Here is a 21,488-nt window from a genome sequence, read left to right as displayed (position 1 = left end):
CCTCAAAAGCTTCTCCAAACATTTTAAGTCCCACAAATGCATCATGTCGAGTGTGTAGCTCTGCTTGTGAAAAACTAGGAATATTAAAGTGAAAGTCATTCAAAAATCCTTGTTTTTAAATTTTTGGCAGTGTAAGTATTAGTAATCGAAATAGGTTAATGCAGGCATGAATGAAATTATTGTACGGAATATAAAGAAAAATTTTCGTGGTAAAGTTGTATTGGACATTCCTAGCTTTGAATCGCATTCAGGAGAGATTATTTCTATAGTGGGCACCAATGGTGCAGGTAAATCAACTTTCATAAAAATTATCTCTGGCTTAATGTTACAAGATGCAGGTGATGTATTTGTTTTTGGCAGTAAGAATACTTCGAAAGATATTCATAACAATGTCAAGCTCGTACTAGAAAGCGGTAGAGGCTACTACGAATATCTGACGGCAAATCAAAATATTGATTACTTTTTACATTTGAATAAAAGTTCGCGTGGTCAGGTTAAGGAAGAATTGGAGGATTTATTTAATAAACTAGCTTTCCATCCCTATGTTGATGTATTGGTGTCCGAATTGTCACAAGGAACGAGACAAAAATTGTCTTTGATTATTGCATTACTTTGTAAGCCAAAAGTATTGTGTTTAGATGAACCAACCAATGGTCTGGATGTCATTGCCAAAAAGCAGTTTGCGAAATTGTTACTAACTCTCAGTCAGGAAAAAGGAACCATTGTTCTCATGACGACTCATGATATCTATTTTGCAAAAGAAATATCAATAAGAATTTGTATCATGAGTAGAGGGAAAATAATCCAGCAAGGTAGTTTCTCAGAAATCTTTGGGAAAAATACCAGGTGGATTAAATATAGAATTGGTATTTCAGATTCTGAAAAAGATGCTTTTGAGAGACTATTTCCTGATTTATCTTACCAAGTAGAAAATGAAAGATTGATTGTTGAAGTGAAAGATAGTCAGGTGAAAAATAATATCTTTAATAATTTTGAGATGATATTTTTTGAAGAAGTTGAGGAAAGCATCGAAGAAATATTGTATGAGGTTATCAATGATGATTAAAGAAATAAGAAGGGAGTTAAAGAGACAACTGCAAGAGATGATGCAGTTTAAATTCAATTTATTTTTTTCAAATTTTGAAATTTTGATAATGGTTTCAGCTTATCTTCAATACTTTAAAGATACACAAAGTAAATTTTTATTGTTATGTTTATTATTTACTTGGTATTTTACGAGTCATAGTATTACGCACCCAACTTTTTTTATTGAGGATGACCTTTATGATAGAACTTTGATAAGTGTAATCCAGAGCAGTAAGAGTGTTTTTCATGTCTTAATGTTTAAAATTATTGTTCAGATATTGGTGGATCTAGTTAAAGCCATACCTATATTTATCGTTTTATCGACGCTTAATGATATTGATTTTCCGGATAGTATTTTAAAGTTAGTTGGAAACCTGGCTGCATGTATGCTAACTGTTATTAGCATATATGGTTTGGGTTTTTGCCTATCAAGTCTCTGCTTCATTTTTAATCGTACTTCTAGCATTACATCGTTAATTTCTTATTTCATGCTGTATTTTACTGGCATACTAACACCGCTAGGTGGTTTATTTGGCTTTATAGGAAAGCTTTTCCCTTACTATGCCTTGAGAAATTTTATTATTTCTCCGTCCTACCAGAGTGTTTTTTTAATTATAGTTTATTGTGCAGTATATTGGTCAGCTGGAACTTTCCTATTTTTCACTTTATTGAACATTGCTAAAAAAAGAGGGAGCCTTTTCCATGTTTAGTGAATTAAGAAGATATTTTAATTATAGAGTTCGATACACGTTTGATAGTATTTGCGAAGTGATTTATTCCATAATTTTTATTACAGGAATCATTATTATTTTCAATAGTAATAAACCGATAAATCTACTCTATTTTTTTATTTATTATTCTATAACTAATGTGATATTGCTTGCTAATGAGGAGTTGGAATTTGAAATTCGCACTAATCAATATACAAATATCAAAACAACTAGACGGACAACAATGATGATTTATATTGCTAGATCAACAACTTATTTTATTTGGTCAACACCCATTTTTTTGATTTCAATCATTCTATCGCATATGTTTTTTAATGGAAAATTTTTTATGCCTTCATTCCATTTAGTGGATTTGATTTTGATGTCAATACTTAATTATGCTGTATTTTTTATCTTATATACCATTGCAATTAAGTTAACAGAGCACTTTAAACGAGTATCCGTCTTATTGAATTTATTTAATACCATAATGCTATTTTATTCTGGACTAGTATTTCCAGCTCCCTTTGTTAGCTATGCAGATATGTTGAATATATTTTTGAATAAAAAATAAAAGTAAATTGCTATGTTTAGAACTTGTCATTTAAATCTTTCTCTGAAAGATTATAAAGTAGCCCTACGTTTAATGGTTTCATTCAAATATTCAGGCTCCTATTATATCCCCGTCTAGAAAAAACGACTATCTAAGTTGGTAGATAACTTCAGGAGGTTTATATGCTATGCTTAGATCTTATGTAACTAAAAAGTATTTATTCTTCTATTTCGTGGCGATTATGATTACTTGGCTGGAGGCTGTGATTACACCAGCTTTGATTCAGTATATTGTCTCTAGTTTTACCAATCACCAGTTGCATTTGCTGTGGCAGGTCTTGATTTGGGGGATTGTGGGGAATTTGATTCTCTTGGTGGGTTTAGCGGGTAAACGCTATTACTATGCACGAGTGCTGACGGACTTCAAGTCGGGTATTAAGCAGGCTATCTTTCAGACTTTCTTATATAGCCGTCGGATAGCGGATGAAGAGGTTTTGTCCGACCTGGAAAATGATGTAAAACAGCTAGAAGATAACTATATTGAGCCGACTGTCATTATCATTTCTTCTTTGGGATTTACAACTGTCTCCATCTGTTATGCACTCTGGACTAATTTTTTTCTAGGCTTGCTCTTTATCGTTTTTTATTCGATACCTGTCCTTTGTAGTAGTATAGGTTCCAAGCGCTTGGATGCGATTACTAAGCAGAAGTCTATGGCTAACCAAGGCTATGTCTCTCAAGTGACCAATATGATTTCGGGCGCTCGTCCGATACGGCATTATCGGGGACAAAGCATGTTTTACAAACTGTTTTCTAAAGATTTACACAAGGCTTTAGAGCAAGAAATCGCCTATGAAAAGCAACGGACGCTAAACAGTCTCTTTATCAATGGGATTGATGCCTTTTGCTCGGTTGCGCCTATTGTCATTGGTGGTTTCATGACCTATTATAACTACCTATCTGCAGCCAGCTTTGTTGGGATTTACCTAGTATCGCATAATATCGGCTACCAATTTCAGGAGTTATCTTACTTTATCAATACTAGGAAATCAGCTAAGTCTCTTTGTGATAAATATCAAAACTTGCTGGGAGAGGAGTCGACAATGTCTTCTGTTCTTAAAGGTTCCGTCTTTCCTATCCAGCTAGAGCGAGTCAGCGTAGAGCGTGATGGTCAAGAAATCCTAGCCCCTTGCGACCTTACCATTGAGGAAGGAGAAAAGATTGCCATTATCGGAGAAAGCGGGTCTGGGAAAACAACCTTACTTAACCTTATTTATGGAGAAATCAAGCCTAGTCAAGGTCGGATTCGCTACCATGGACAAGAGATAAGCTCGGATGAACTTTATCAGGCAGGAGCCTACATTCTCCAGTCCAGTCATGTCTTTGATGGATTGACACTAGAGGAAAATATCGCTCTGGGGCAAGAGGTAGATTCCGTAAGGATGGAAGAAATCCTGCAGCAAACTGGTTTGGAAGCACTCCAAGGCAAAACACCTAGCAATCAAACTCTGTCAGGTGGTGAGAAGCAACGGCTAGAAATTGCCCGTGCTCTCTATCACAATCGCCAATTTATCCTGGCTGATGAGGTTAAGGCCAATCTGGACCTTAAAAACCAAGAGAAAATCAGCCACCTTCTCTTCTCTCTCCCACAAGCAGTCGTAGAAGTGATTCATCACTATAGCGAAGAGGACTTGAAGCGCTATGATAAGGTGATAAAATTGGAGAGAAGTAGATATGTGGTTGAAAATAAGTAGATGTATATTATTGTAATCTGAGAAAAATAGAAATTAACACAAACCTTGTTATAGGTATTTTGCATACGCATATTATTGATTCTGGTTCGTGCCTATGTTTATTTGTAAAAAGCTATAAAGAATGTTATTTTTCTAAGATACACACTGGAAAAATTAACGGATGTTGTTGGAGTACTATTTGAACAATCATTTGTATTTTCGGATAGGGACAGGTATAAATAAATAGGGAGTAAATATTATGGATACTGTCGATTTGATTATTGATTCGTCAATAAAATTTTTCAATGATTTAAAAGCTGACGAACATGGTCGATATCGTTCGTGGGAGCACTGTTATTCACATTTTACAAATGCTCGAAAGAATAACAATGTAAATGTTGATTATTTAAGTTTACAACTTGCGTTTTATTTAGCAAGCTGGGGGATGTATCGAGGTTCATCGTTTTTACTGCAAAAGGATTATAGAGTTCATATACCAGTAGTGAAAGAATTGTTAAGAAAAAAATATAATCCTTTAGCTGGGATAGAATGTACAGATTTTAGAGAGGTATATAATCAAAAATTGCTACTGGAGATTAATGCATTTTTAAATGAATATTACGATAAGATTAGACGCGAAGTCAAAGGGATAGAACTGAAAAACAAATTATCAGATACGCTCATTACAAAAATTCTCATGGGCACACTTGGGTGTGTACCTGCATATGATAGATACTTTATTGATGGTATAAAAAAGCAGAAGATTGCAACGGGAAATTATAATATTAAATCCATTTTGCAGCTTGTAGAATTCTATGAAAAATATAGTGAACAGCTAGAATCTGCTAGGAAAAAAATGAAAGTGGCAGATATGCTCTACCCGCAGATGAAAATACTTGATATGGGATTTTGGCAGGTAGGGTTTGACTTTGATAGAAATAAGTAACACTAGAATTGAATTTATTAAACAACAATAATCTTGAGCCTTATCTGGTTGTTAGATTCAGCAAAAGTGGGCTAGATGACTTGATTTAGAAAAGTAAGGAATCTTTTTAAAAACTTGAATAACTAAAAGCCTTGTCTCCAAGGCTTTTTAACTTGCACAGATAAGCTCCTGCTCATAAACTAGCCCACAACTTGCAATCCTTTTTTTAAAATAGTATACTAGGGCTAGCTATGGAATCGTTTGCATAAAGTTGCGATGAGTTTAAACAGAGAAATCTAGGAGATGAAAAGTATGGAATTAACAGCCATTTATCATAGACCGGAGTCGGAGTATGCCTACCTTTATAAAGAAGGTCAAGTGCATATCAGAATTAGGACTAAGAAAGAGGATATAGAGAAAATCCTTTTGCACTATGGGGATCCCTTTGTCTTTCTTGAGGATTCTTATGAAGATGTGAAAGAGATGGTCAAAGTGACCTCTGATGCCTTATTTGACTATTGGCAAGTAGCAGTGTCGGTTGATTTTGGTCGGCTCCAGTATCTCTTTGAGCTGAGAGATAAAGAAGGTCAAAGTGTCTTGTATGGAGATAAAGGTTTCACTGCCAATATTCCAGAAAATCTTGCTTCGGAAGGAAACAGATTTAAACTCCCTTATATTCACGAAATTGATGGTTGCCAGGTTCCTGAATGGGTTTCAAAAACGGTCTGGTATCAGATTTTCCCAGAACGATTTGCCAATGGAAATGCTGGACTTTCACCAGAAGAAGCTCTAGATTGGGATTCGTCTATCAGACCTAAAAGTAGTGATTTCTTTGGTGGGGATTTGCAAGGAATTATTGATCATCTTGATTATTTGCAAGACCTAGGGATTACAGGGCTTTATCTCTGTCCTATCTTTGAATCGCCAAGCAATCACAAGTACAATACGACAGATTACTTTGAAATTGATCAACACTTTGGGGACAAGGAGACTTTCCGTCAACTGGTGGAGCAGGCTCATCTGCGTGGTATGAAGGTCATGCTGGATGCGGTTTTCAATCATATGGGCGATCAATCCGCTCAATGGCAGGATGTTCTCAAGCATGGTGAAAAGTCAGCTTATAAAGACTGGTTTCACATTCAAAAGTTCCCAGTGACGAATGACAAGCTTATGAATCCCAAAGAACTGCCTTATCATACCTTTGCCTTTGCCAGCTATATGCCTAAGTTAAACACGGCTAACCCTGAGGTGAAAGACTATCTCTTAAGCGTTGCGACCTATTGGATTGAACATTTTGATATTGATGCTTGGAGATTGGACGTGGCCAATGAGGTTGATCATCAATTCTGGCGAGATTTTCGGAAGGCTGTTTTGGACAAAAAGCCTGACCTCTATATTCTTGGAGAGGTTTGGCATACGTCTCAGCCTTGGTTAAATGGCGATGAGTTTCACGCAGTCATGAACTATCCTCTATCAGATAGTATCAAGGACTACTTTTTGAGTAGGAGCAAGAAGACCAGTCAATTTATAGCTGAGATTAACTGCCAGTCCATGTACTACAAGCAGCAGATTTCTGAGGTCATGTTTAATCTCTTGGATTCGCACGATACAGAGCGCATTTTGACGACAGCTCAAGGAGATATCCAGCTTGTCAAATCCGCACTTGCCTTTCTCTTTTTACAAAGAGGAACGCCTTGTATCTATTATGGGACCGAGTTAGAATTGGGTGGAGGTATGGACCCAGATTGTAGATGGGTCATGCCTTGGGACCGGGTTTCCAATAACAATGATATGCTCAATTTTATGAAGAACTTGATTCAGCTTCGCAAAGATGTTGCGGGCATTATTCAGTATGGGAAATTTACCCTAGAAGAAATCAAGCCTAATGTGCTGGCATTAGAATGGCAACATGATCATCAAGCAATCAGAGCTATTTTTAATCAGTCGAATGAGAATTATCTTTTAGACAGAGATTTAGCTGATTTGGTGAGCCATTGCCAAACTGATGACCAGCAAGTGCTCATCTTACCAAAGGGATTTGTAGTTTATTGTGATGAGTCTAAAAGGTAATGAAGTAGAAATATAGGAATTCGGATAAACAGGAACTTTAAAACTTATTTTTTAAAGTGGTAGATTTTTTTATGGTGGTGTAAGATGAAATCAAAAGAATTTCTGAAGAAAAAGTTGACTAATTTAGCTAGCGGGGAAGTGGCAGCTGTTTTAGTATTTTGGATGAATTTCATTCTGCTTAAAAAGTGGATTTTTACTACCGAAGGCTTCATTTCTATTTCCTTCTCCTTGTTTCTCCTAACTTTTATCTTGATACAAGGTTCCGTTTTTTGGTGGATTTTAATCAAGAGGATTTCCAATCCAGGATTTGCTGGAAAGTATATGGGAAAGATATTGAAGAAATTAGATTTTATTTTACTAGCTGTGGGAATTTTTGTGATATTATTGAATCATGGAGAATTTTCCATATTGTTCATTTCTTTAGGGATTTGGATGTTTGCGCTTATAGAGTGGGTAAATTACTATCTATTGCAATTATCATACAGCTTGAATCCCGCTATTTTATGGAGATACCTTCGACATAGGAAATTGAAAAAGAGTAAAATAGCAAAGGAAATTGAGAAAATCTTATAATGCTGATGATTAGCAAAATGATTTCCAAGAGCCGAAAGTCGCAAAGGAGTGCAATCTTATGCCCAGACCGAAATTTAAAGAAGATTTGCTGTTAGCTGCTAAGGAAAACTATGAGAAACTACAAACTCTCATCTCCAATATGTCTGATGAGGAACTAAACACTCCCTTTGATTTTTCTCAGGATGAAAAGAAGAAAGAGGCCCATTGGAGACGAGATAAAAATCTAAGAGATGTTTTGATTCACCTCTATGAATGACATCAGCTCTTGTTGAATTGGGTGCATTCCAATCAAAAGGGGCAAGAGCGGCCCTTTCTTCCTGCTCCCTATAACTGGAGGACTTATGGAGAGCTGAATCTGGAATTTTGGAAGAAGCATCAGAATACTTCTCTTGAAGAGGCAACTGAGATCTTTCATCAGTCCCATCAAGATGTTTTGGACTTGGCAGACACATTTACAAACGAAGAATTATTTTCAAAAAATGTCTATAAATGGGTCGGAGGGACTGTACTAGGTTCCTATTTTGTAAGTGCTACCTCCAGCCATTATGACTGGGCCATGAAAAAGTTGAAGGCTCATCAGAAAAATTGTAAATTAAAATAGTTAATTGAATACGAGTAGTGGAGAAAAATAAAATATGAAAAAATACAGTAAAATAATCATGTCCTGTGCCTGCCTAGCTTTGACTTTGGGGCTGGCAGCATGCGCTAGTTCCCAGAAAAATAAAGAAAAAAGTCAAACTACATCGACTTATTCAAATCTAAACAGTAAAAAGAGTGTTGAAGAAGTCAAGAATTTGTTGGCGGCCGATTTGGATAAAGACAGTGTCGATAACTTTGTCAATCTAGTCAATGACTACAATGGACTAGTCGGTTCTACTGGATTAACGGGCGATTTCACTAAATTTACCAAAACGGAATATGATGTAGAAAAAATCAATCCTCTCTGGCAGGCAAAGAAGGGCGATTTTATCGGGACAAATTGTCGGATTAATACTTACACTTTGTTGAAAAATAGCATTGACATCCCTCAAATAGAAAAAGATGACGAACTCTTGTTCATAGATAATGATTCGATTGACAAGGGCAAGCTCTTTGATGCCAAGGATAAGGAAGAATTTAATATCCTGTTTTCAAGAGTCAAGACTGAAGCGACTCAAGATGTAAAAGTCCATGCTAAGAAGATGGAGGAATACTTCAAGCAGTTCAAGTTTAGCGAAAAGGCGAGAATGCTTTCTGTCATAGTCCACGACAATCTTGATGGTGATTCTCTCTTTGTAGGCCATGTCGGCGTCTTGGTTCCAGATAAAGACGGCTATCTGTTTGTCGAAAAGCTGACCTTTGAAGAGCCATACCAGGCAATCAAGTTTGCGACCAAGGAAGATGTCTACAAATACTTGCAGACCAAGTATAAAGACTATACAGGGGAAGGACTGGCCAAGCCCTTTATCATGGACAATGATAAGTGGGTAGAGGGTAAGTAGTCTGCTTCAGTTAGCATTAAGAAAATAGAACTGGGAGATTTAGCGTATGGAATTAAAAGATTTTACAGAAAAGGAACAGGAGCAGATCAATCAAGGGCTCAGCACTGCAGAAATTTCCGATAAGGAAGCTGCCAAAAAGATTCTGGCACTTGTGCCCAAAGAGTGGATTAAGAGGATTCCTTTCTTCGTGAGAGGGCATGCAACGACCAAGACGGTTGAGCGAGTTGCCAAGCAATATCCTGAACTATACGCTGTCGCCAAGCAGCAAGGCGAACTTCCTGACAAGGAAAGAGAAGCATTGCGCGTGATTATGACCAGCATTTTTGAAGAAAAGATGAATAAGCATAAGATTAAATGAGCCCTTACTTTGAAAGAAGTAAGAGCCTTAGGAAGTCACTGGAAGCAGTGGCTTTTTCATTTGTTTATGGAAATGACGAGGCTATTCACTAAGGCTATCTTTGGATGATGGGTTCTAATTGGGCTTTGGGACTATTCTCCATGAGAATTATTGGTAAAAATGGTATAATGTTCCTATATTTTCTAGAGGAAAAGGCAGGCTATGAAATTACTTTATACAGATATTCGCCATTCTTTGACCAAGGTTTTGGTGGCTGAGGCTGAGAGCTTGGTGGCGGCTGGTAAGCGAGTCTTTTATATTGCACCAAATTCGCTTTCTTTTGAGAAGGAGCGGGCGGTTTTGGAGTGTTTAGAAAATCAGGCTTCCTTTGCCATTACGGTAACGCGCTTTGCCCAGATGGCTCGGTATTTTGTCCTTAATGATGTTCGGCAAGGGCAGAGTTTGGACGATATTGGTCTGGGAATGTTGATTTATCGGACCTTGACAGAGTTAGATGATGGAGAGCTTAAGGTCTATGGCAGGATTAAGAAGGATCCCCAGTTTATCCAGCAATTGATGGATCTTTACCATGAACTGCAGAGCGCCCAAATGTCCTTTGCGGATCTGGAATTTCTTGAGGAGCCTGAGAAGCGGGAGGATCTGGTCAAGATTTTTACAGCGCTGACCGCTGCTCTGAATAAGGGTGATTTTGATTCATCTTCTCAGATTGCTGCTTTTGCCCAGCATATTCGGTCAGGTGATACAGATGAGGAATTGGAGAATTTAGCCCTGGTCATCGATGGTTTTACTCGTTTTTCTGCCGAAGAGGAATACCTGGTCGGTCTCCTGCATCGAAAAGGTGTGGAGATTGTTATCGGGACCTATGCCAGCCAAAAAGCCTATCGAGCAGCCTTTCGTGAAGGCAATCTCTATCAAGCCAGCGTGGATTTTTTGAGAAAGCTGGCCGAGGACTATCAGGTCAAGCCTGACTATATCCCTCATGCAGAAGCAGAAGATGCCTTCGGACGAATTTCCAAGGTCTTGGAGAGTCGTTATGACTTTTCAGAATCAACGGTTAGTCTTAGTGAGACAGACCGCTCACAGCTTCAAATTTGGGCTACTATGAACCAGAAAGAAGAGCTGGAGTATGTGGCTAAGTCCATCCGGCAGCGGGTTCATGATGGTGTGCGCTATAAGGATATTCGTCTGCTTTTGGGAGATGTGGAAGCCTACCAGCTTCAGCTCAAGACCATTTTTGACCAGTATCAGATTCCCTACTATCTGGGGCGGAGCGAGTCAATGGCCCAGCATCCGCTGGTCCAGTTTGTCAAGTCCTTAGAGCGGCTCAAGCGCTATAACTTCCAACTGGAAGATCTGCTCAATCTCTTAAAGACGGGGCTCTACGGAGATTTGAATCAGGAGGAGCTGGATCATTTTGAGCAATATCTGCGTTTTGCGGACATTAAGGGGGCAGGCAAGCTAGCCAAGGATTTCACGGCTAATAGCCAAGGGAAATTTGACCTAGACCGTCTCAATCATATTCGCCGCCGGGTCATGACTCCGCTGCAAGACTTTTTCAAATCCCGCAGCCAGACGGCGTCGGGGCTCTTAGCTAAGTTTACAGAATTTGTCCAAGCAGCTCGTTTGTCGGATAATTTGACAGCTCTGCTGCAGGGAGCAAGTCAGCAGGAGCAGGAGCGTCATGAGGAAGTCTGGAAGGCTTTTAGTCATGTTCTAGAGCAGTTTGCTCAGGTCTTTGCAGATAGCAAGGTCAAACTGGATGATTTTCTAGCCTTGGTCTTGTCAGGTATGCTTTTGTCCAATTATCGGACGGTGCCAGCGACAGTAGATGTGGTTAAGGTCCAGTCTTATGACCTGATAGAGCCTTTAGCAGCACCTTATGTCTATGCAATCGGGCTGACCCAGGAGCGTTTTCCGAAAATCGCGCAAAACAAGAGTTTGCTCAGTGATGAAGACCGGGCTCGGCTCAATGATGCGACGGATTCTCAGGCGGAACTGCAGATTGCCAGTTCAGAAAATCTCAAGAAGAATCGCTATACGGCTCTATCGCTGATGAATTCTGCTACCAGAGAACTGGTCTTGTCTGCGCCGGCCTTGGTCAATGAAGTAGAAGACAGTATGTCGACCTATCTGCTGGAATTGACTGCTGCTCCCCTTTCCTTGCCCATCATTGTCAAAAAGCCCCAGGCTTCCAGTGACGACATTGGCAACTACCGAGCTTTGCTATCTCAAATCATCGAGCTCCATCAAGAGGAGATTGATCGAGAGTGGACAGCAGAGGAGCAGACTTTTTGGGCGGTGGCTGTCCGGGTTCTCCGCAAGAAATTAGCAGCAGAAGGCATCAGCATTCCGCAAATTAGTAAGGAACTAAAAACAGAGTCTCTACAGTCGGAAACTCTGCAAGCCCTCTACCCTCAGGAACAGCCTCTCCGACTTTCAGCGTCTGCTCTAAACGAGTATTTCCAGCATCAGTATGCTTATTTTCTCAAGTATGTTCTGCGCCTGCAGGAAGAGTGGACCATTCATCCAGATGCTCGCAGTCATGGGATTTTCCTCCATCGGATCTTTGAAAAGGTCCTGCAGGATGATTCGTCAGCTGATTTTGACCGGCGTTTAGCGCAGGCTATGGAAGAGACCAGCCGAGAGGCCGAGTTTGAGAGTATCTACAGTGAGTCAGGACAGACCCGTTTTGCGCGCCAGCTCTTGCTAGATACAGCGCGGGCGACCGGTCGTGTGCTGGCTCATCCAACCGGGATTGAGACCATTGGTGAGGAGACTGGCTTTGGTTCTGCTTCTAAGCCTTTCCTGATCTTGGAAAATGGCAGAGCAGTGACCGTGAGCGGTAAGGTGGACCGAATTGACCGTTTGACCAAGACCGAGAGTCTGGGAGTGGTGGACTATAAGTCTGGCGATATTAAGTTCAGCTTTGAAAAGTTCTTTAACGGACTTAATTCTCAGCTGCCGACCTATCTGGCGGCGATTGAGGAGTTAGCAGACTATCAAGAGGATAAGGGTACTTTTGGCGCCATGTATTTGCAGATGACCGATCCGATTGTGGCGCTTAAAGATACCAAGACCTTGGCTGATGCAGTCAATCAGTCTATGAATCCACTCCAGTACAAGGGACTTTTTGTGGCTGATGCTGTCAAGGAGCTTGGTCCGCTCTATGAGAAAAATAAGACCAACTTGCTGAGCCAGGGGGACTTGGACTTGCTTCTGGCCTACAATGCTTATCTCTACAAAAAAGCTGCAGAAGGCATTTTATCAGGTCATTTTGCAGTCAATCCTTATACAGAGAATGGGCGCAGCATTGCTCCTTATGTAGAGCAGTTTAAGGCCATTACAGGCTTTGAAGCCAATCTCCATCTGGGACAGGCACGTCAGCTGGAAAAGCTGGATACAAGCAAGTTTGATAGGCGGCCGACTGGTGAGAAGTTGCGCCAGGCCTGGCTAGAAAAGATGAGGGAGGAGATGGAAAAATGAAGAGAATTCCTTTTTTAACTTCAGAAGAAATTGCTCTTAAGCAAGCCCAAGAAGCTGCTTCGGACAAGCCACAGAAAAAGACGGCAGAGCAGATTGAGGCCATCTACTCCTCTGGCCAGAATATTCTGGTCTCCGCTTCGGCCGGATCGGGTAAGACTTTTGTCATGGTCCAGCGGATTATAGACCAGATTCTTAGAGGCGTTGCGGTCAGCCAGCTCTTTATCTCGACCTTCACTGTTAAGGCGGCAGGCGAGCTAAAAGAGAGGCTGGAGAAGGAACTGGGTCAGGCCTTGAAGGAGGCCGAGAGTCCTGAACTCAAGCAACATTTGGCCCAGCAATTAGCTGACCTGCCCAATGCTGACATTGGTACTATGGACGCCTTTACCCAGAAAGTGCTGAGTCGCTATGGTTACCTGCTTGGTTTAGCGCCGAATTTTCGGATTCTCCAGTCTGCCAGTGAGCAGCTGATTCTGCAAAATGAAGTCTTCAGTCAAGTGTTTGACCGTTACTATGACAGCGAGCGTCAGGCTTTGTTTAGCCGTTTGGTCAAGAACTTTACTGGTAAGCGCAAGGATTTATCAGGCTTTCGGGAGCAAGTTTATCGGATTTACAGCTTTCTGCAGTCAACCAGCAGTCCTCAGCGCTGGCTGGAAGAAACCTTCCTCTATGGCTATGAGCACAGTGACTTTGCAGCAGAGAGAGAGCGGATATTTGGTCAAATCAAATCAGCCCTTTGGGAGCTGGAAGCTTTCTTTTCTGCCCATCTAGAGCATGAGGGAAGAGAGTTTGCGGGCGCCAAGTATCAGGAAAATGTCCAAGATGCTCTGACCCTCTTAGCATGCCTGAATGAACTGTCACCAATAGAGCAAACAGCTCAGATTCTCAAACAGATCGTGGCGCTTTCCCAACTGTCCAATGGCCAGGCCTTTACAGCTCGGGTTGGCAAGAATGCAGACGAGTTTAAAAAAGAAATGGCCAAGGACTACAATGAAGCTCGGAAACCTTTGATTGAGAGGCTACGCAGCTTTGACCAGCAGCTTTATCAACTGGACTTTATTGAGCAGCACCGGGGAGAGTGCCTGCCTCTGGTTGAGCTTCTGCGGGACTTTGTGGCGGACTTTGCACAGGCTTACTTGGAGCGTAAGAAAGCAGAAAATGCCTTTGAATTTGGCGACATCAGCCATTTTGCTATTGAAATTTTAGAGACATTCCCAGAGGTGCGTCGCTTTTATCAGGAACGCTACCACGAGGTCATGGTGGACGAATATCAGGATACCAACCACACGCAGGAGCGCATGCTGGACTTGCTTTCCAGAAGGCAAAATCGCTTTATGGTGGGTGATATCAAGCAGTCTATCTACCGTTTCCGTCAAGCTGACCCGCAGATTTTTAGCGATAAATTTAAGGCCTATCAAGAGGATAGCAGTCAGGGCAAGCTAATCGTCCTTAAGGAAAATTTCCGCAGTCATCTTGAGGTGCTGGAAGCGACCAACGATGTTTTCAAACGCCTGATGGATGAAGAAGTCGGAGAAATTGACTACAATGAAACCCACTATCTGGTGGCTGGCAATCCAGCCAAACGCGAGCCTAATCCAGCTAACCGCGCTTCCTTCTTAATCTATGAAGGCTCCAAGGAGAGTCCGGAAGAGGAGGGCGATGAGGGCTTGCCACAGGCGGTATCAGCTGGTGAAGTGGACCTAGTCATCAAGGAAATCATCCGCCTGCACAATGAAGAAGGAGTGGCTTTTAAAGATATTACGCTGCTGACGGCTTCCAGAACCCGCAATGATTTGATTTTAGCTGCCTTTGAGCAGCACCAGATTCCTCTAGTACCAGATGATGGCGCAGCAAACTATCTGCAGTCGGTAGAGGTATTGGTTATGCTAGATACTCTGCGGACCATCAATAATCCGCTGAATGACTATGCCCTGACCGCCCTTCTCAAGTCTCCCATGTTTGACTTTGGTGAGGACGAGCTGGCTCGGCTGTCCCTGCAGGCCAGTCAAGAGCATTCTCAGGAAAACCTTTATGAAAAGCTGGTTAATGCCCTTGAAGGAAGAGGTTTGCATCCTGCTTTAGTCACCCAAGAACTGCAGAAAAAACTGCAGCATTTCCATGAGACCTTACAAAGCTGGCGGACCTATTCCAAGACGCATTCACTGTATGACTTGATTTGGAAGATCTACCAGGACCGTTTCTACTATGACATGGTGGGAACTCTGGCCAATGGTGCCCAGAGACAGGCCAATCTCTATGCCCTCTCTTTGCGGGCTAATGAGTATGAAAAGTCTAGCTTTAAAGGTCTCTCTCGCTTTATCGGAATGATAGACCGTATCTTGGAAAATCAGCACGATTTGGCCAGTGTGCCAGTGGCGGCGCCTAAGGACGCTGTTCGCCTCATGACCATTCATAAGAGTAAGGGGCTGGAGTTCAAGTATGTTTTCCTGCTGAATATGGACAAGGCCTTCAACCGTCAGGATAGTAGCTCTGCTATTATCCTTAGCCGGACCAAGGGAGTTGGCATCAAGTATGTAGCGGATGTATCGGTGTCTGTGGAAGACCCGTATGCACCGAATCAGCTGCGCATTTCCATGGATACGCTGCCTTATCAGCAGAATCTAGCGGAGCTGCAGTTGGCTAGTCTGTCTGAGCAGATGCGCTTGCTTTATGTGGCCATGACGCGGGCTGAAACCAAGCTCTATCTGGTCGGCAAGGGCAGTCAAGAGGTTTTGGATAATCGTCAGTGGGGCAAGAGCCAACAAGGGCGTTTGTCTGCCAGTCTGCGCAGCCAGCTCAGTAATTTCCAAGACTGGCTCTATGCCATTCAGGCTGTTTTTTCTGATGAGAATCTCGCCTACGAGACCCATTTTGTCACTGATGAGGAGCTAACTGCTGAAGAGATAGGGCGAATTAATGAGCCTGTGCTCTTTCCAGCGGATGATTTGGCAGATAATCGTCAGTCGGACGACATCCGTCGAGCTCTGGATATTTTAGAAAGCGTGGACCAACTGAATAGCCAGTACCGCTCTGCCATTGAGCTGCCTAGTGTGCGAACTCCAAGCCAGATTAAGAAGTTTTATGAGCCAATCATGGACACGGATGGTCTGGATATTATGGATGAGCGAGCAGCTTTTCGGCCTCAGCCTAGCTTTGAGTTGCCTGATTTTGGCAAGAAAGCCAAAGTGACTGGAGCGCAGGTCGGTAGTGCCGTTCATGAGCTCATGCAGCGAATTCCCTTGGATAGCAGTCCCAGCATGGCTGTACTTCGTTCTGCCTTGGCTCAGGTTCAGGCCGATGAAGCGGTCAAAAAGCAGATTCAGCTGCCTAAGATTGCATCTTTCTTCGAGACAGATTTGGGACGTCTCTTGATTGAGAACAGTGACAGAGTTCGTCGAGAAGCACCATTTGCCATGCTCAAGAGGGATGACGCTAGCGGTCAGAACTTTGTTTTGCGGGGGATTTTGGATGGTTACCTGCTCTTTGAGGATCGGATTATCCTCTTTGATTACAAGACGGATAAATACAAGGATTCATCTGAGTTGATTGCTCGCTACCATGGCCAGCTAGACTTATATGCTCAAGCTCTCAGCCGCTCTTATGGCATTTCTCAAATTGAAAAATATTTGATTTTGCTAGGAGGTGAGCAGCTGCAGGTGGTTAAGGTGAATTGATTATTTTGTCATGTCTAGAAAGGAAGGAAGCCTGTGGAACAGTTAGAACGCATTCAAAAAATGGAAGGACATTTGAATAAATATGCTCAAGTCCTAGCAGATGCTCAGAAAGCTCTAGATCAACTGGAGCGCTGCCAGTCAGATTATATCCAGTTGAGGGACTACTATATTGGTCAGGAATTTTTTGATGATTTAGAATTCTCGAATGGACCGGATTTCCCTGAAAATATAGCTTGCGGCGTCTTAAGCGAAGATGCTGTCTATGACCTGTTGGGGGAGCATTTTGAGACAGCGATTAATCTGTTGGATTTGTCTAGCTCTATGCTGAAAGAACGTTAATACATTTAGAAAGAAAAAAATATTTAATTTTTTTCAATTTTCCTCTTGCTTTTTAATAAAAATTCATGTAGAATATTCAACAATAAATTGAAAGCGATGAGAGAAAAAGTCTAAGACAAGAAACAGAGAGTGCCTAATGGTGAGACGGCATACAATCCTTAGACGACACATTCTTGAGTGCGGATGCGAAATCAGTCAGCAGTCTGAGACTAGTGTCCGACGGCTGATTACCGTTATCAATCTGGAGTCTCGTACTCCCAGAGGGTCCTCAGGCGACTGGGGTCCGAATAAAGGTGGAACCACGTGTCAACGTCCTTGCAAAGTTTTTTGCGAGGGCTTTTTATTATATTTAACTCAGAAGATTCCCCTATTTTTCGTTACCAAAGCGGTAAATTTCGTCTTTCATTTATTAGAAGTTCTAAAAGATAATCAGAGTCAGGTAATGGCTAGTGTGTGAAAGAGAGGTGGAAAGATGGTTAAGCTAAAAGGTCTCAGGCAGATCAATCCCTATGTAGCAGGGCAGCAGCCCAATGAGCCAGACATGATTAAGCTCAATACCAATGAAAATGCTTATGGACCGAGTCCTAAGGTGGCAGAGGCCCTGCAGAACTTTGATGCTCAGGACTTGCGCAAGTATTCCAGTTTGGATCAGGCGGAGCTCTGTCAGGCTTTGGCGGCAAACTTGGGTGTATCACCCGACCAGCTCATTATTGGTAACGGCAGCGACGACATCTTGTCCATGGCTTTCCTAGCTTTCTTTAACAGTGGCGAGTCGGTCTTGTTTCCGGACTTGACCTATGGTTTTTACAAGGTCTGGGCGGACCTCTACCACGTGCCTTTTCGAGAAATCCCTCTGACAGATGATTTTGAGGTCCATCCCTCCGACTATTTTGGAGACAATGGCGGCATTATCTTAGCCAATCCCAATGCTCCGACGGGGATGTATCTACCACTTGATCAGTTGGAGGAAATTCTAGCGTCCAATCAGGATGTGGTAGTGGTGGTGGATGAGGCCTATATTCACTTTGGCGGTCAATCTGCCCTGCCTCTTCTAGAAACCTATCCCAACCTCTTTATCACACGGACCTTTTCCAAGGATGCTGCTTTGGCTGGTCTGCGGGTGGGCTACGGCATCGGCCATCCAGACTTAATAGCTGTCATGAAAGCTGTCAAGGACTCCATCAATCCTTACTCAGTGGATATGTTAGCAGAGCGCTTGGCTCTTGCTGCGGTAGAAGATTGGGATTATTATCTGGAGACCAGCAGAGCCATTCAAGAGACCCGAGATTGGTTTGCTGGGGAATTGGCTGCGCTGGATTTCCAAGTCCTGCCTAGTCAGACCAACTTTGTCCTAGCCCAGCCTAGTGGAATCTCTGCAGCAGAGCTTTTCCAACAGCTAGAAGAGCGTCAGATTTATGTGCGGTATTTTCCAAAAGTGGAACGAATCAAAGACTTTTTACGCATCTCTATCGGACAGCGAGAAGAGATGGAAACAGTCCTGGCAGCTATCAAGGAAATTTGCAGCAGCTGAGAGTTTGACTCAAAGCCAGCCAGTGTAAGAATAGAGCAAGAAAGGAAAGCAGCCTATGAATAAAATCACCCTTCCGATTGGCATGCATGACAAGCTTTTCAAGAGGGCGCGTGTGACCTACGAGATTGAGCGGGACATCAGTGATTTCCTGATGGTTCAGGGCTTCAATCGGATTGACACACCGACTTTGGAGCACTTCGAGGTCTTCAGTGACCATGTGGAGCCCCATCATTATCATCTTTTCGATAAAAAAGGCGAGCTACTGGTGCTGAGGCCAGATGTGACCAGCCAGATTGGTCGGGTTATTGCTTCGACCAGGGTGCATACGCCGACCAAGTTTTCCTATTCAGGCAAGGTCTTTCACTATCAAGAAGAGCTGCGCGGTCTCGCCAACGAGCTCAGCCAAGCTGGTATTGAGATTATCGGCTATCCAGCTCGCGAGGCGGTGCTTGAGGCTATCAAGACAGCCAAGCAGTCACTGGATTTGGTGCAGGTTAAGTCTTATCAGTTCGAGTTTTCCCATGCAGCAATCTTACAGACAATCCTAGAGAATCTGGCCTTGGATTCGCAGGAGGAGGCTCAGCTGCTAGATTATATTCGCAAGAAAAACAGGACGGGGATCTTTGAATTCACCCAGACCAGATCGAGTGAGTTTGATGATTTTTTACAGGAGCTGCCCTATTTGTTTGGTCCTAGCCAACAGGTTTTAGCTAGGGCTAGAGAGATAGTTGACAACGAGCGGATATTGACGGCTTTAGATGATGTGGAGCAAGTTTTGCAGAGCCTATCAGGCTTGCTAGATCAGACAACTATGGACTTGGGGCAGGTGGCGGCCATGCCTTACTATACCGGCCTGACCTTCAAGGTCTTTGGCGACCGAGTACCAGCTGCCTTTCTATCTGGTGGGCGCTATGATCAGCTTTTCAATCGCTTCGGGGCAGCAGAGCTGACAGCTATCGGCTGGTCTCTTGACATTGACAGTGTCTATCAGGCCATTCATGATGACCTACCGGACGAGGGCGGAAAGGAAGGTGACAGCAGATGAGTCAGATTACTATTGCCCTGACTAAGGGGCGGATTGAGGAAGATACCGTCAAGCTCTTGACCAAGGCTGGCTTTGATATGTCCTTCATGGCAGACAAGGGGCGCAGCTTGATTTTTGAAAGTCCAGACAGTCGCTTTCGCTTTCTCTTGGTCAAGGGGCCTGACGTGACGACCTATGTGCGCCATGGAGTCGCTGATTTGGGCATTGTCGGCAAGGACATTCTCTTTGAGCATCCGACCGGCTATCTGGAGCTGCTGGATCTGAACTTTGGGCTTTGTAAATTCTCACTGGCCTCGGTGCCCAGCTATAACCCTCATGATCACAAGCGCAAGCGGATTGCGACCAAGTACCCGACAGTAGCGACTGATTATTTTAATCAAAAGGGGGAAGATGTGGAAATTATCTCCATTCAAGGCAGCGTGGAGATTTCACCGGTGCTGGGCTTGGCGGATGCCATTGTCGACATTGTGGAGACGGGGCATACCCTGTCAGCTAACGGCCTGCTGGTTTTTGAAGACATTTGTCGGGTGTCAGCCCGGCTCATTGCCAATCAGGCTTCCCTGAAAAATAACCCGGATATCATGCCTTTTGTGGCAAAGATTGAATCCCTAGTAGGAAGAAGAGAGGTGGCTTTTAAATGATAATTATCAAACGTTTAAGCGGAAGTAACGAAGAAATTTCACGGATTTTATACGAAGAGCAGCTGCAGCTCAGCCAGCAAAACCTAGATGTGGAAGAAGCGGTGGCTGAGATTATTGAAAGAGTCAAACAAGACGGTGACCAAGCTTTAAGAGACTATACCATGCTCTTTGATAAGGTTGAGGTGACAGATTTTGAGATTGGGCAGGAGCTAATTGACAAGGCCTTTGAGGAGATTGTTCCAGAGGTCTTGGCTGCCCTGAAAAATGCCCAAGCTAATATCGAATCCTACCACCGCCAGCAATTGGAGACAGGTTTTGAAGACAGTCCAAGTGAGGGTGTTATCCGTGGTCAGCTGATTCGGCCGATTGAGCGGGTCGGCACCTATGTACCTGGCGGCACCGCAGCCTATCCGTCCTCCGTTCTCATGAATGTTATCCCAGCAAAGATTGCTGGTGTCAAAGAAATCATCATGATTACACCGCCCCAAGAACACTTTACCCCAGCGATTTTAGTCGCAGCCAAGCTGGCCGGTGTAGATCGGATTTTCCAAATTGGCGGAGCCCAAGGTGTAGCAGCTCTGGCTTATGGAACTGAGACCATTCCCAAGGTGGATAAGATAACTGGACCGGGCAATATCTTTGTGGCTACGGCTAAGAAGATGGTCTATGGTGTCGTGGGAATTGACATGATTGCCGGTCCTTCGGAGATTGGGGTCATTGCAGATAGTTCAGCCAGTCCAGTCTATGTGGCTGCTGACCTTCTGTCGCAAGCTGAGCACGACAAGCTAGCTCGGGCTATTCTGGTGACCGACTCGGAGGAGCTGGCAGACCAAGTCGAAGCAGAGCTGGACAGACAGCTCAAAGAGCTACCGCGGGAGGAAATCGCGCGTGCTTCGATTGAGAACAACGGCCGCATCATCCTTGCGCCTTCTAAGGAAGCCATGTTTGAGCTTATGAATCAGGTGGCACCTGAGCATTTGGAGATTGCCATGGATAATGCTTACAGCTATCTGGATCAGGTTGAAAATGCCGGATCTGTCTTTCTGGGGCATTATACCAGTGAGCCAATTGGTGACTACTATGCGGGAGCTAATCACGTTTTACCGACAACCAGCACCAGCCGCTTTTCATCAGCTCTGGGAGTTTATGACTTTATCAAGCGCATCCAGTACACTCAGTACAGCCGTGCTGCTGTAGGAGCCGCTGACAAGGATATTACCAGTCTGGCCTATTCAGAAGGCCTGCAGGGACATGCCAAGGCCATCGAAGCCCGCAGACAGGAAAAATAGA

Annotated in this window: 16 protein-coding genes and 1 pseudogene; all 17 read left to right on the top strand. The window is 43.1% G+C overall.

All coding sequences use genetic code 11. The features are described from left to right. The first annotated feature begins 166 nt into the window (after positions 1–166). Positions 167–1,066, top strand: a complete 900-nt coding sequence (locus tag RG608_RS02680; RefSeq protein WP_308946515.1) for an ABC transporter ATP-binding protein — start codon at positions 167–169, stop codon at positions 1,064–1,066. Beyond that, positions 1,056–1,796, top strand: coding sequence for an ABC transporter permease (locus RG608_RS02675; RefSeq protein ID WP_308946514.1), 741 nt, complete (start codon positions 1,056–1,058; stop codon positions 1,794–1,796). Before RG608_RS02680 ends, RG608_RS02675 begins: the two co-directional genes overlap by 11 nt. After that, positions 1,789–2,370 carry a hypothetical protein gene (locus RG608_RS02670; protein ID WP_308946513.1) on the top strand — a complete coding sequence of 194 codons (582 nt, stop codon included), beginning with the start codon at positions 1,789–1,791 and terminating at the stop codon, positions 2,368–2,370. Before RG608_RS02675 ends, RG608_RS02670 begins: the two co-directional genes overlap by 8 nt. Positions 2,371–2,536: 166 nt before the next feature. Continuing rightward, complete coding sequence (locus tag RG608_RS02665; protein ID WP_268687334.1) at positions 2,537–4,102, top strand: ABC transporter ATP-binding protein; 1,566 nt, start codon at positions 2,537–2,539, stop codon at positions 4,100–4,102. A 238-nt stretch (positions 4,103–4,340) separates the two neighbouring features. Continuing rightward, entirely contained in the window at positions 4,341–5,027 is a 687-nt protein-coding gene (locus RG608_RS02660) for a hypothetical protein (RefSeq protein ID WP_118105779.1), read from the top strand. 291 nt (positions 5,028–5,318) lie between these two features. Continuing rightward, positions 5,319–7,076: a glycoside hydrolase family 13 protein gene (locus tag RG608_RS02655; RefSeq protein ID WP_308946512.1), complete on the top strand. Its 1,758-nt coding sequence runs from the start codon at positions 5,319–5,321 to the stop codon at positions 7,074–7,076. 84 nt (positions 7,077–7,160) lie between these two features. Then, entirely contained in the window at positions 7,161–7,649 is a 489-nt protein-coding gene (locus RG608_RS02650) for a hypothetical protein (RefSeq protein WP_268687332.1), read from the top strand. A 58-nt stretch (positions 7,650–7,707) separates the two neighbouring features. After that, positions 7,708–8,250, top strand: a pseudogene (locus tag RG608_RS02645) (ClbS/DfsB family four-helix bundle protein). A 34-nt stretch (positions 8,251–8,284) separates the two neighbouring features. Next, positions 8,285–9,130, top strand: a complete 846-nt coding sequence (locus RG608_RS02640; protein ID WP_268687331.1) for a DUF4300 family protein — start codon at positions 8,285–8,287, stop codon at positions 9,128–9,130. A 46-nt stretch (positions 9,131–9,176) separates the two neighbouring features. After that, positions 9,177–9,488, top strand: a complete 312-nt coding sequence (locus RG608_RS02635) for a hypothetical protein (RefSeq protein WP_268687330.1) — start codon at positions 9,177–9,179, stop codon at positions 9,486–9,488. 201 nt (positions 9,489–9,689) lie between these two features. Continuing rightward, the gene (rexB, locus tag RG608_RS02630) at positions 9,690–12,971 is read left to right on the top strand and encodes an ATP-dependent nuclease subunit B (protein ID WP_268687329.1); all 3,282 of its coding nucleotides are present in this window, start codon (positions 9,690–9,692) and stop codon (positions 12,969–12,971) included. Next, positions 12,968–16,642, top strand: coding sequence for a helicase-exonuclease AddAB subunit AddA (addA, locus tag RG608_RS02625; RefSeq protein WP_308946511.1), 3,675 nt, complete (start codon positions 12,968–12,970; stop codon positions 16,640–16,642). The genes rexB and addA overlap by 4 nt, the downstream gene beginning before the upstream one ends. A 33-nt stretch (positions 16,643–16,675) precedes the next feature. Continuing rightward, complete coding sequence (locus RG608_RS02620) at positions 16,676–16,981, top strand: DUF4298 domain-containing protein (protein WP_268687327.1); 306 nt, start codon at positions 16,676–16,678, stop codon at positions 16,979–16,981. Between the two features lie 472 nt (positions 16,982–17,453). After that, positions 17,454–18,512 (top strand): histidinol-phosphate transaminase, encoded by a 1,059-nt coding sequence (gene hisC, locus RG608_RS02615; RefSeq protein ID WP_268687326.1) that lies wholly within the window; start codon positions 17,454–17,456, stop codon positions 18,510–18,512. Between the two features lie 55 nt (positions 18,513–18,567). Beyond that, on the top strand, positions 18,568–19,557 hold the full coding sequence (locus RG608_RS02610) for an ATP phosphoribosyltransferase regulatory subunit (protein ID WP_268687325.1): 990 nt from the start codon (positions 18,568–18,570) through the stop codon (positions 19,555–19,557). Then, positions 19,554–20,198, top strand: a complete 645-nt coding sequence (gene hisG, locus RG608_RS02605) for an ATP phosphoribosyltransferase (protein ID WP_268687324.1) — start codon at positions 19,554–19,556, stop codon at positions 20,196–20,198. Before RG608_RS02610 ends, hisG begins: the two co-directional genes overlap by 4 nt. After that, the gene (gene hisD, locus RG608_RS02600) at positions 20,195–21,487 is read left to right on the top strand and encodes a histidinol dehydrogenase (protein WP_308946510.1); all 1,293 of its coding nucleotides are present in this window, start codon (positions 20,195–20,197) and stop codon (positions 21,485–21,487) included. The genes hisG and hisD overlap by 4 nt, the downstream gene beginning before the upstream one ends. Position 21,488: the final 1 nt, after the last annotated feature.

Source organism: Streptococcus sp. IsoGale022, assembly GCF_031142805.1.
GTDB lineage: Bacteria > Bacillota > Bacilli > Lactobacillales > Streptococcaceae > Streptococcus > Streptococcus sanguinis_A.
Note: the sequence above shows the minus strand (reverse complement) of the source record. Positions and strands in the feature narration are given on the sequence as shown.

Coding starts and splice junctions, on each gene's coding strand:
- RG608_RS02680 (WP_308946515.1), top strand. CDS start 167: ATGAATGAAATTATTGTACGGAATATAAAGAAAAATTTTCGTGGTAAA.
- RG608_RS02675 (WP_308946514.1), top strand. CDS start 1,056: ATGATGATTAAAGAAATAAGAAGGGAGTTAAAGAGACAACTGCAAGAG.
- RG608_RS02670 (WP_308946513.1), top strand. CDS start 1,789: ATGTTTAGTGAATTAAGAAGATATTTTAATTATAGAGTTCGATACACG.
- RG608_RS02665 (WP_268687334.1), top strand. CDS start 2,537: ATGCTTAGATCTTATGTAACTAAAAAGTATTTATTCTTCTATTTCGTG.
- RG608_RS02660 (WP_118105779.1), top strand. CDS start 4,341: ATGGATACTGTCGATTTGATTATTGATTCGTCAATAAAATTTTTCAAT.
- RG608_RS02655 (WP_308946512.1), top strand. CDS start 5,319: ATGGAATTAACAGCCATTTATCATAGACCGGAGTCGGAGTATGCCTAC.
- RG608_RS02650 (WP_268687332.1), top strand. CDS start 7,161: ATGAAATCAAAAGAATTTCTGAAGAAAAAGTTGACTAATTTAGCTAGC.
- RG608_RS02640 (WP_268687331.1), top strand. CDS start 8,285: ATGAAAAAATACAGTAAAATAATCATGTCCTGTGCCTGCCTAGCTTTG.
- RG608_RS02635 (WP_268687330.1), top strand. CDS start 9,177: ATGGAATTAAAAGATTTTACAGAAAAGGAACAGGAGCAGATCAATCAA.
- rexB (WP_268687329.1), top strand. CDS start 9,690: ATGAAATTACTTTATACAGATATTCGCCATTCTTTGACCAAGGTTTTG.
- addA (WP_308946511.1), top strand. CDS start 12,968: ATGAAGAGAATTCCTTTTTTAACTTCAGAAGAAATTGCTCTTAAGCAA.
- hisC (WP_268687326.1), top strand. CDS start 17,454: ATGGTTAAGCTAAAAGGTCTCAGGCAGATCAATCCCTATGTAGCAGGG.
- RG608_RS02610 (WP_268687325.1), top strand. CDS start 18,568: ATGAATAAAATCACCCTTCCGATTGGCATGCATGACAAGCTTTTCAAG.
- hisG (WP_268687324.1), top strand. CDS start 19,554: ATGAGTCAGATTACTATTGCCCTGACTAAGGGGCGGATTGAGGAAGAT.
- hisD (WP_308946510.1), top strand. CDS start 20,195: ATGATAATTATCAAACGTTTAAGCGGAAGTAACGAAGAAATTTCACGG.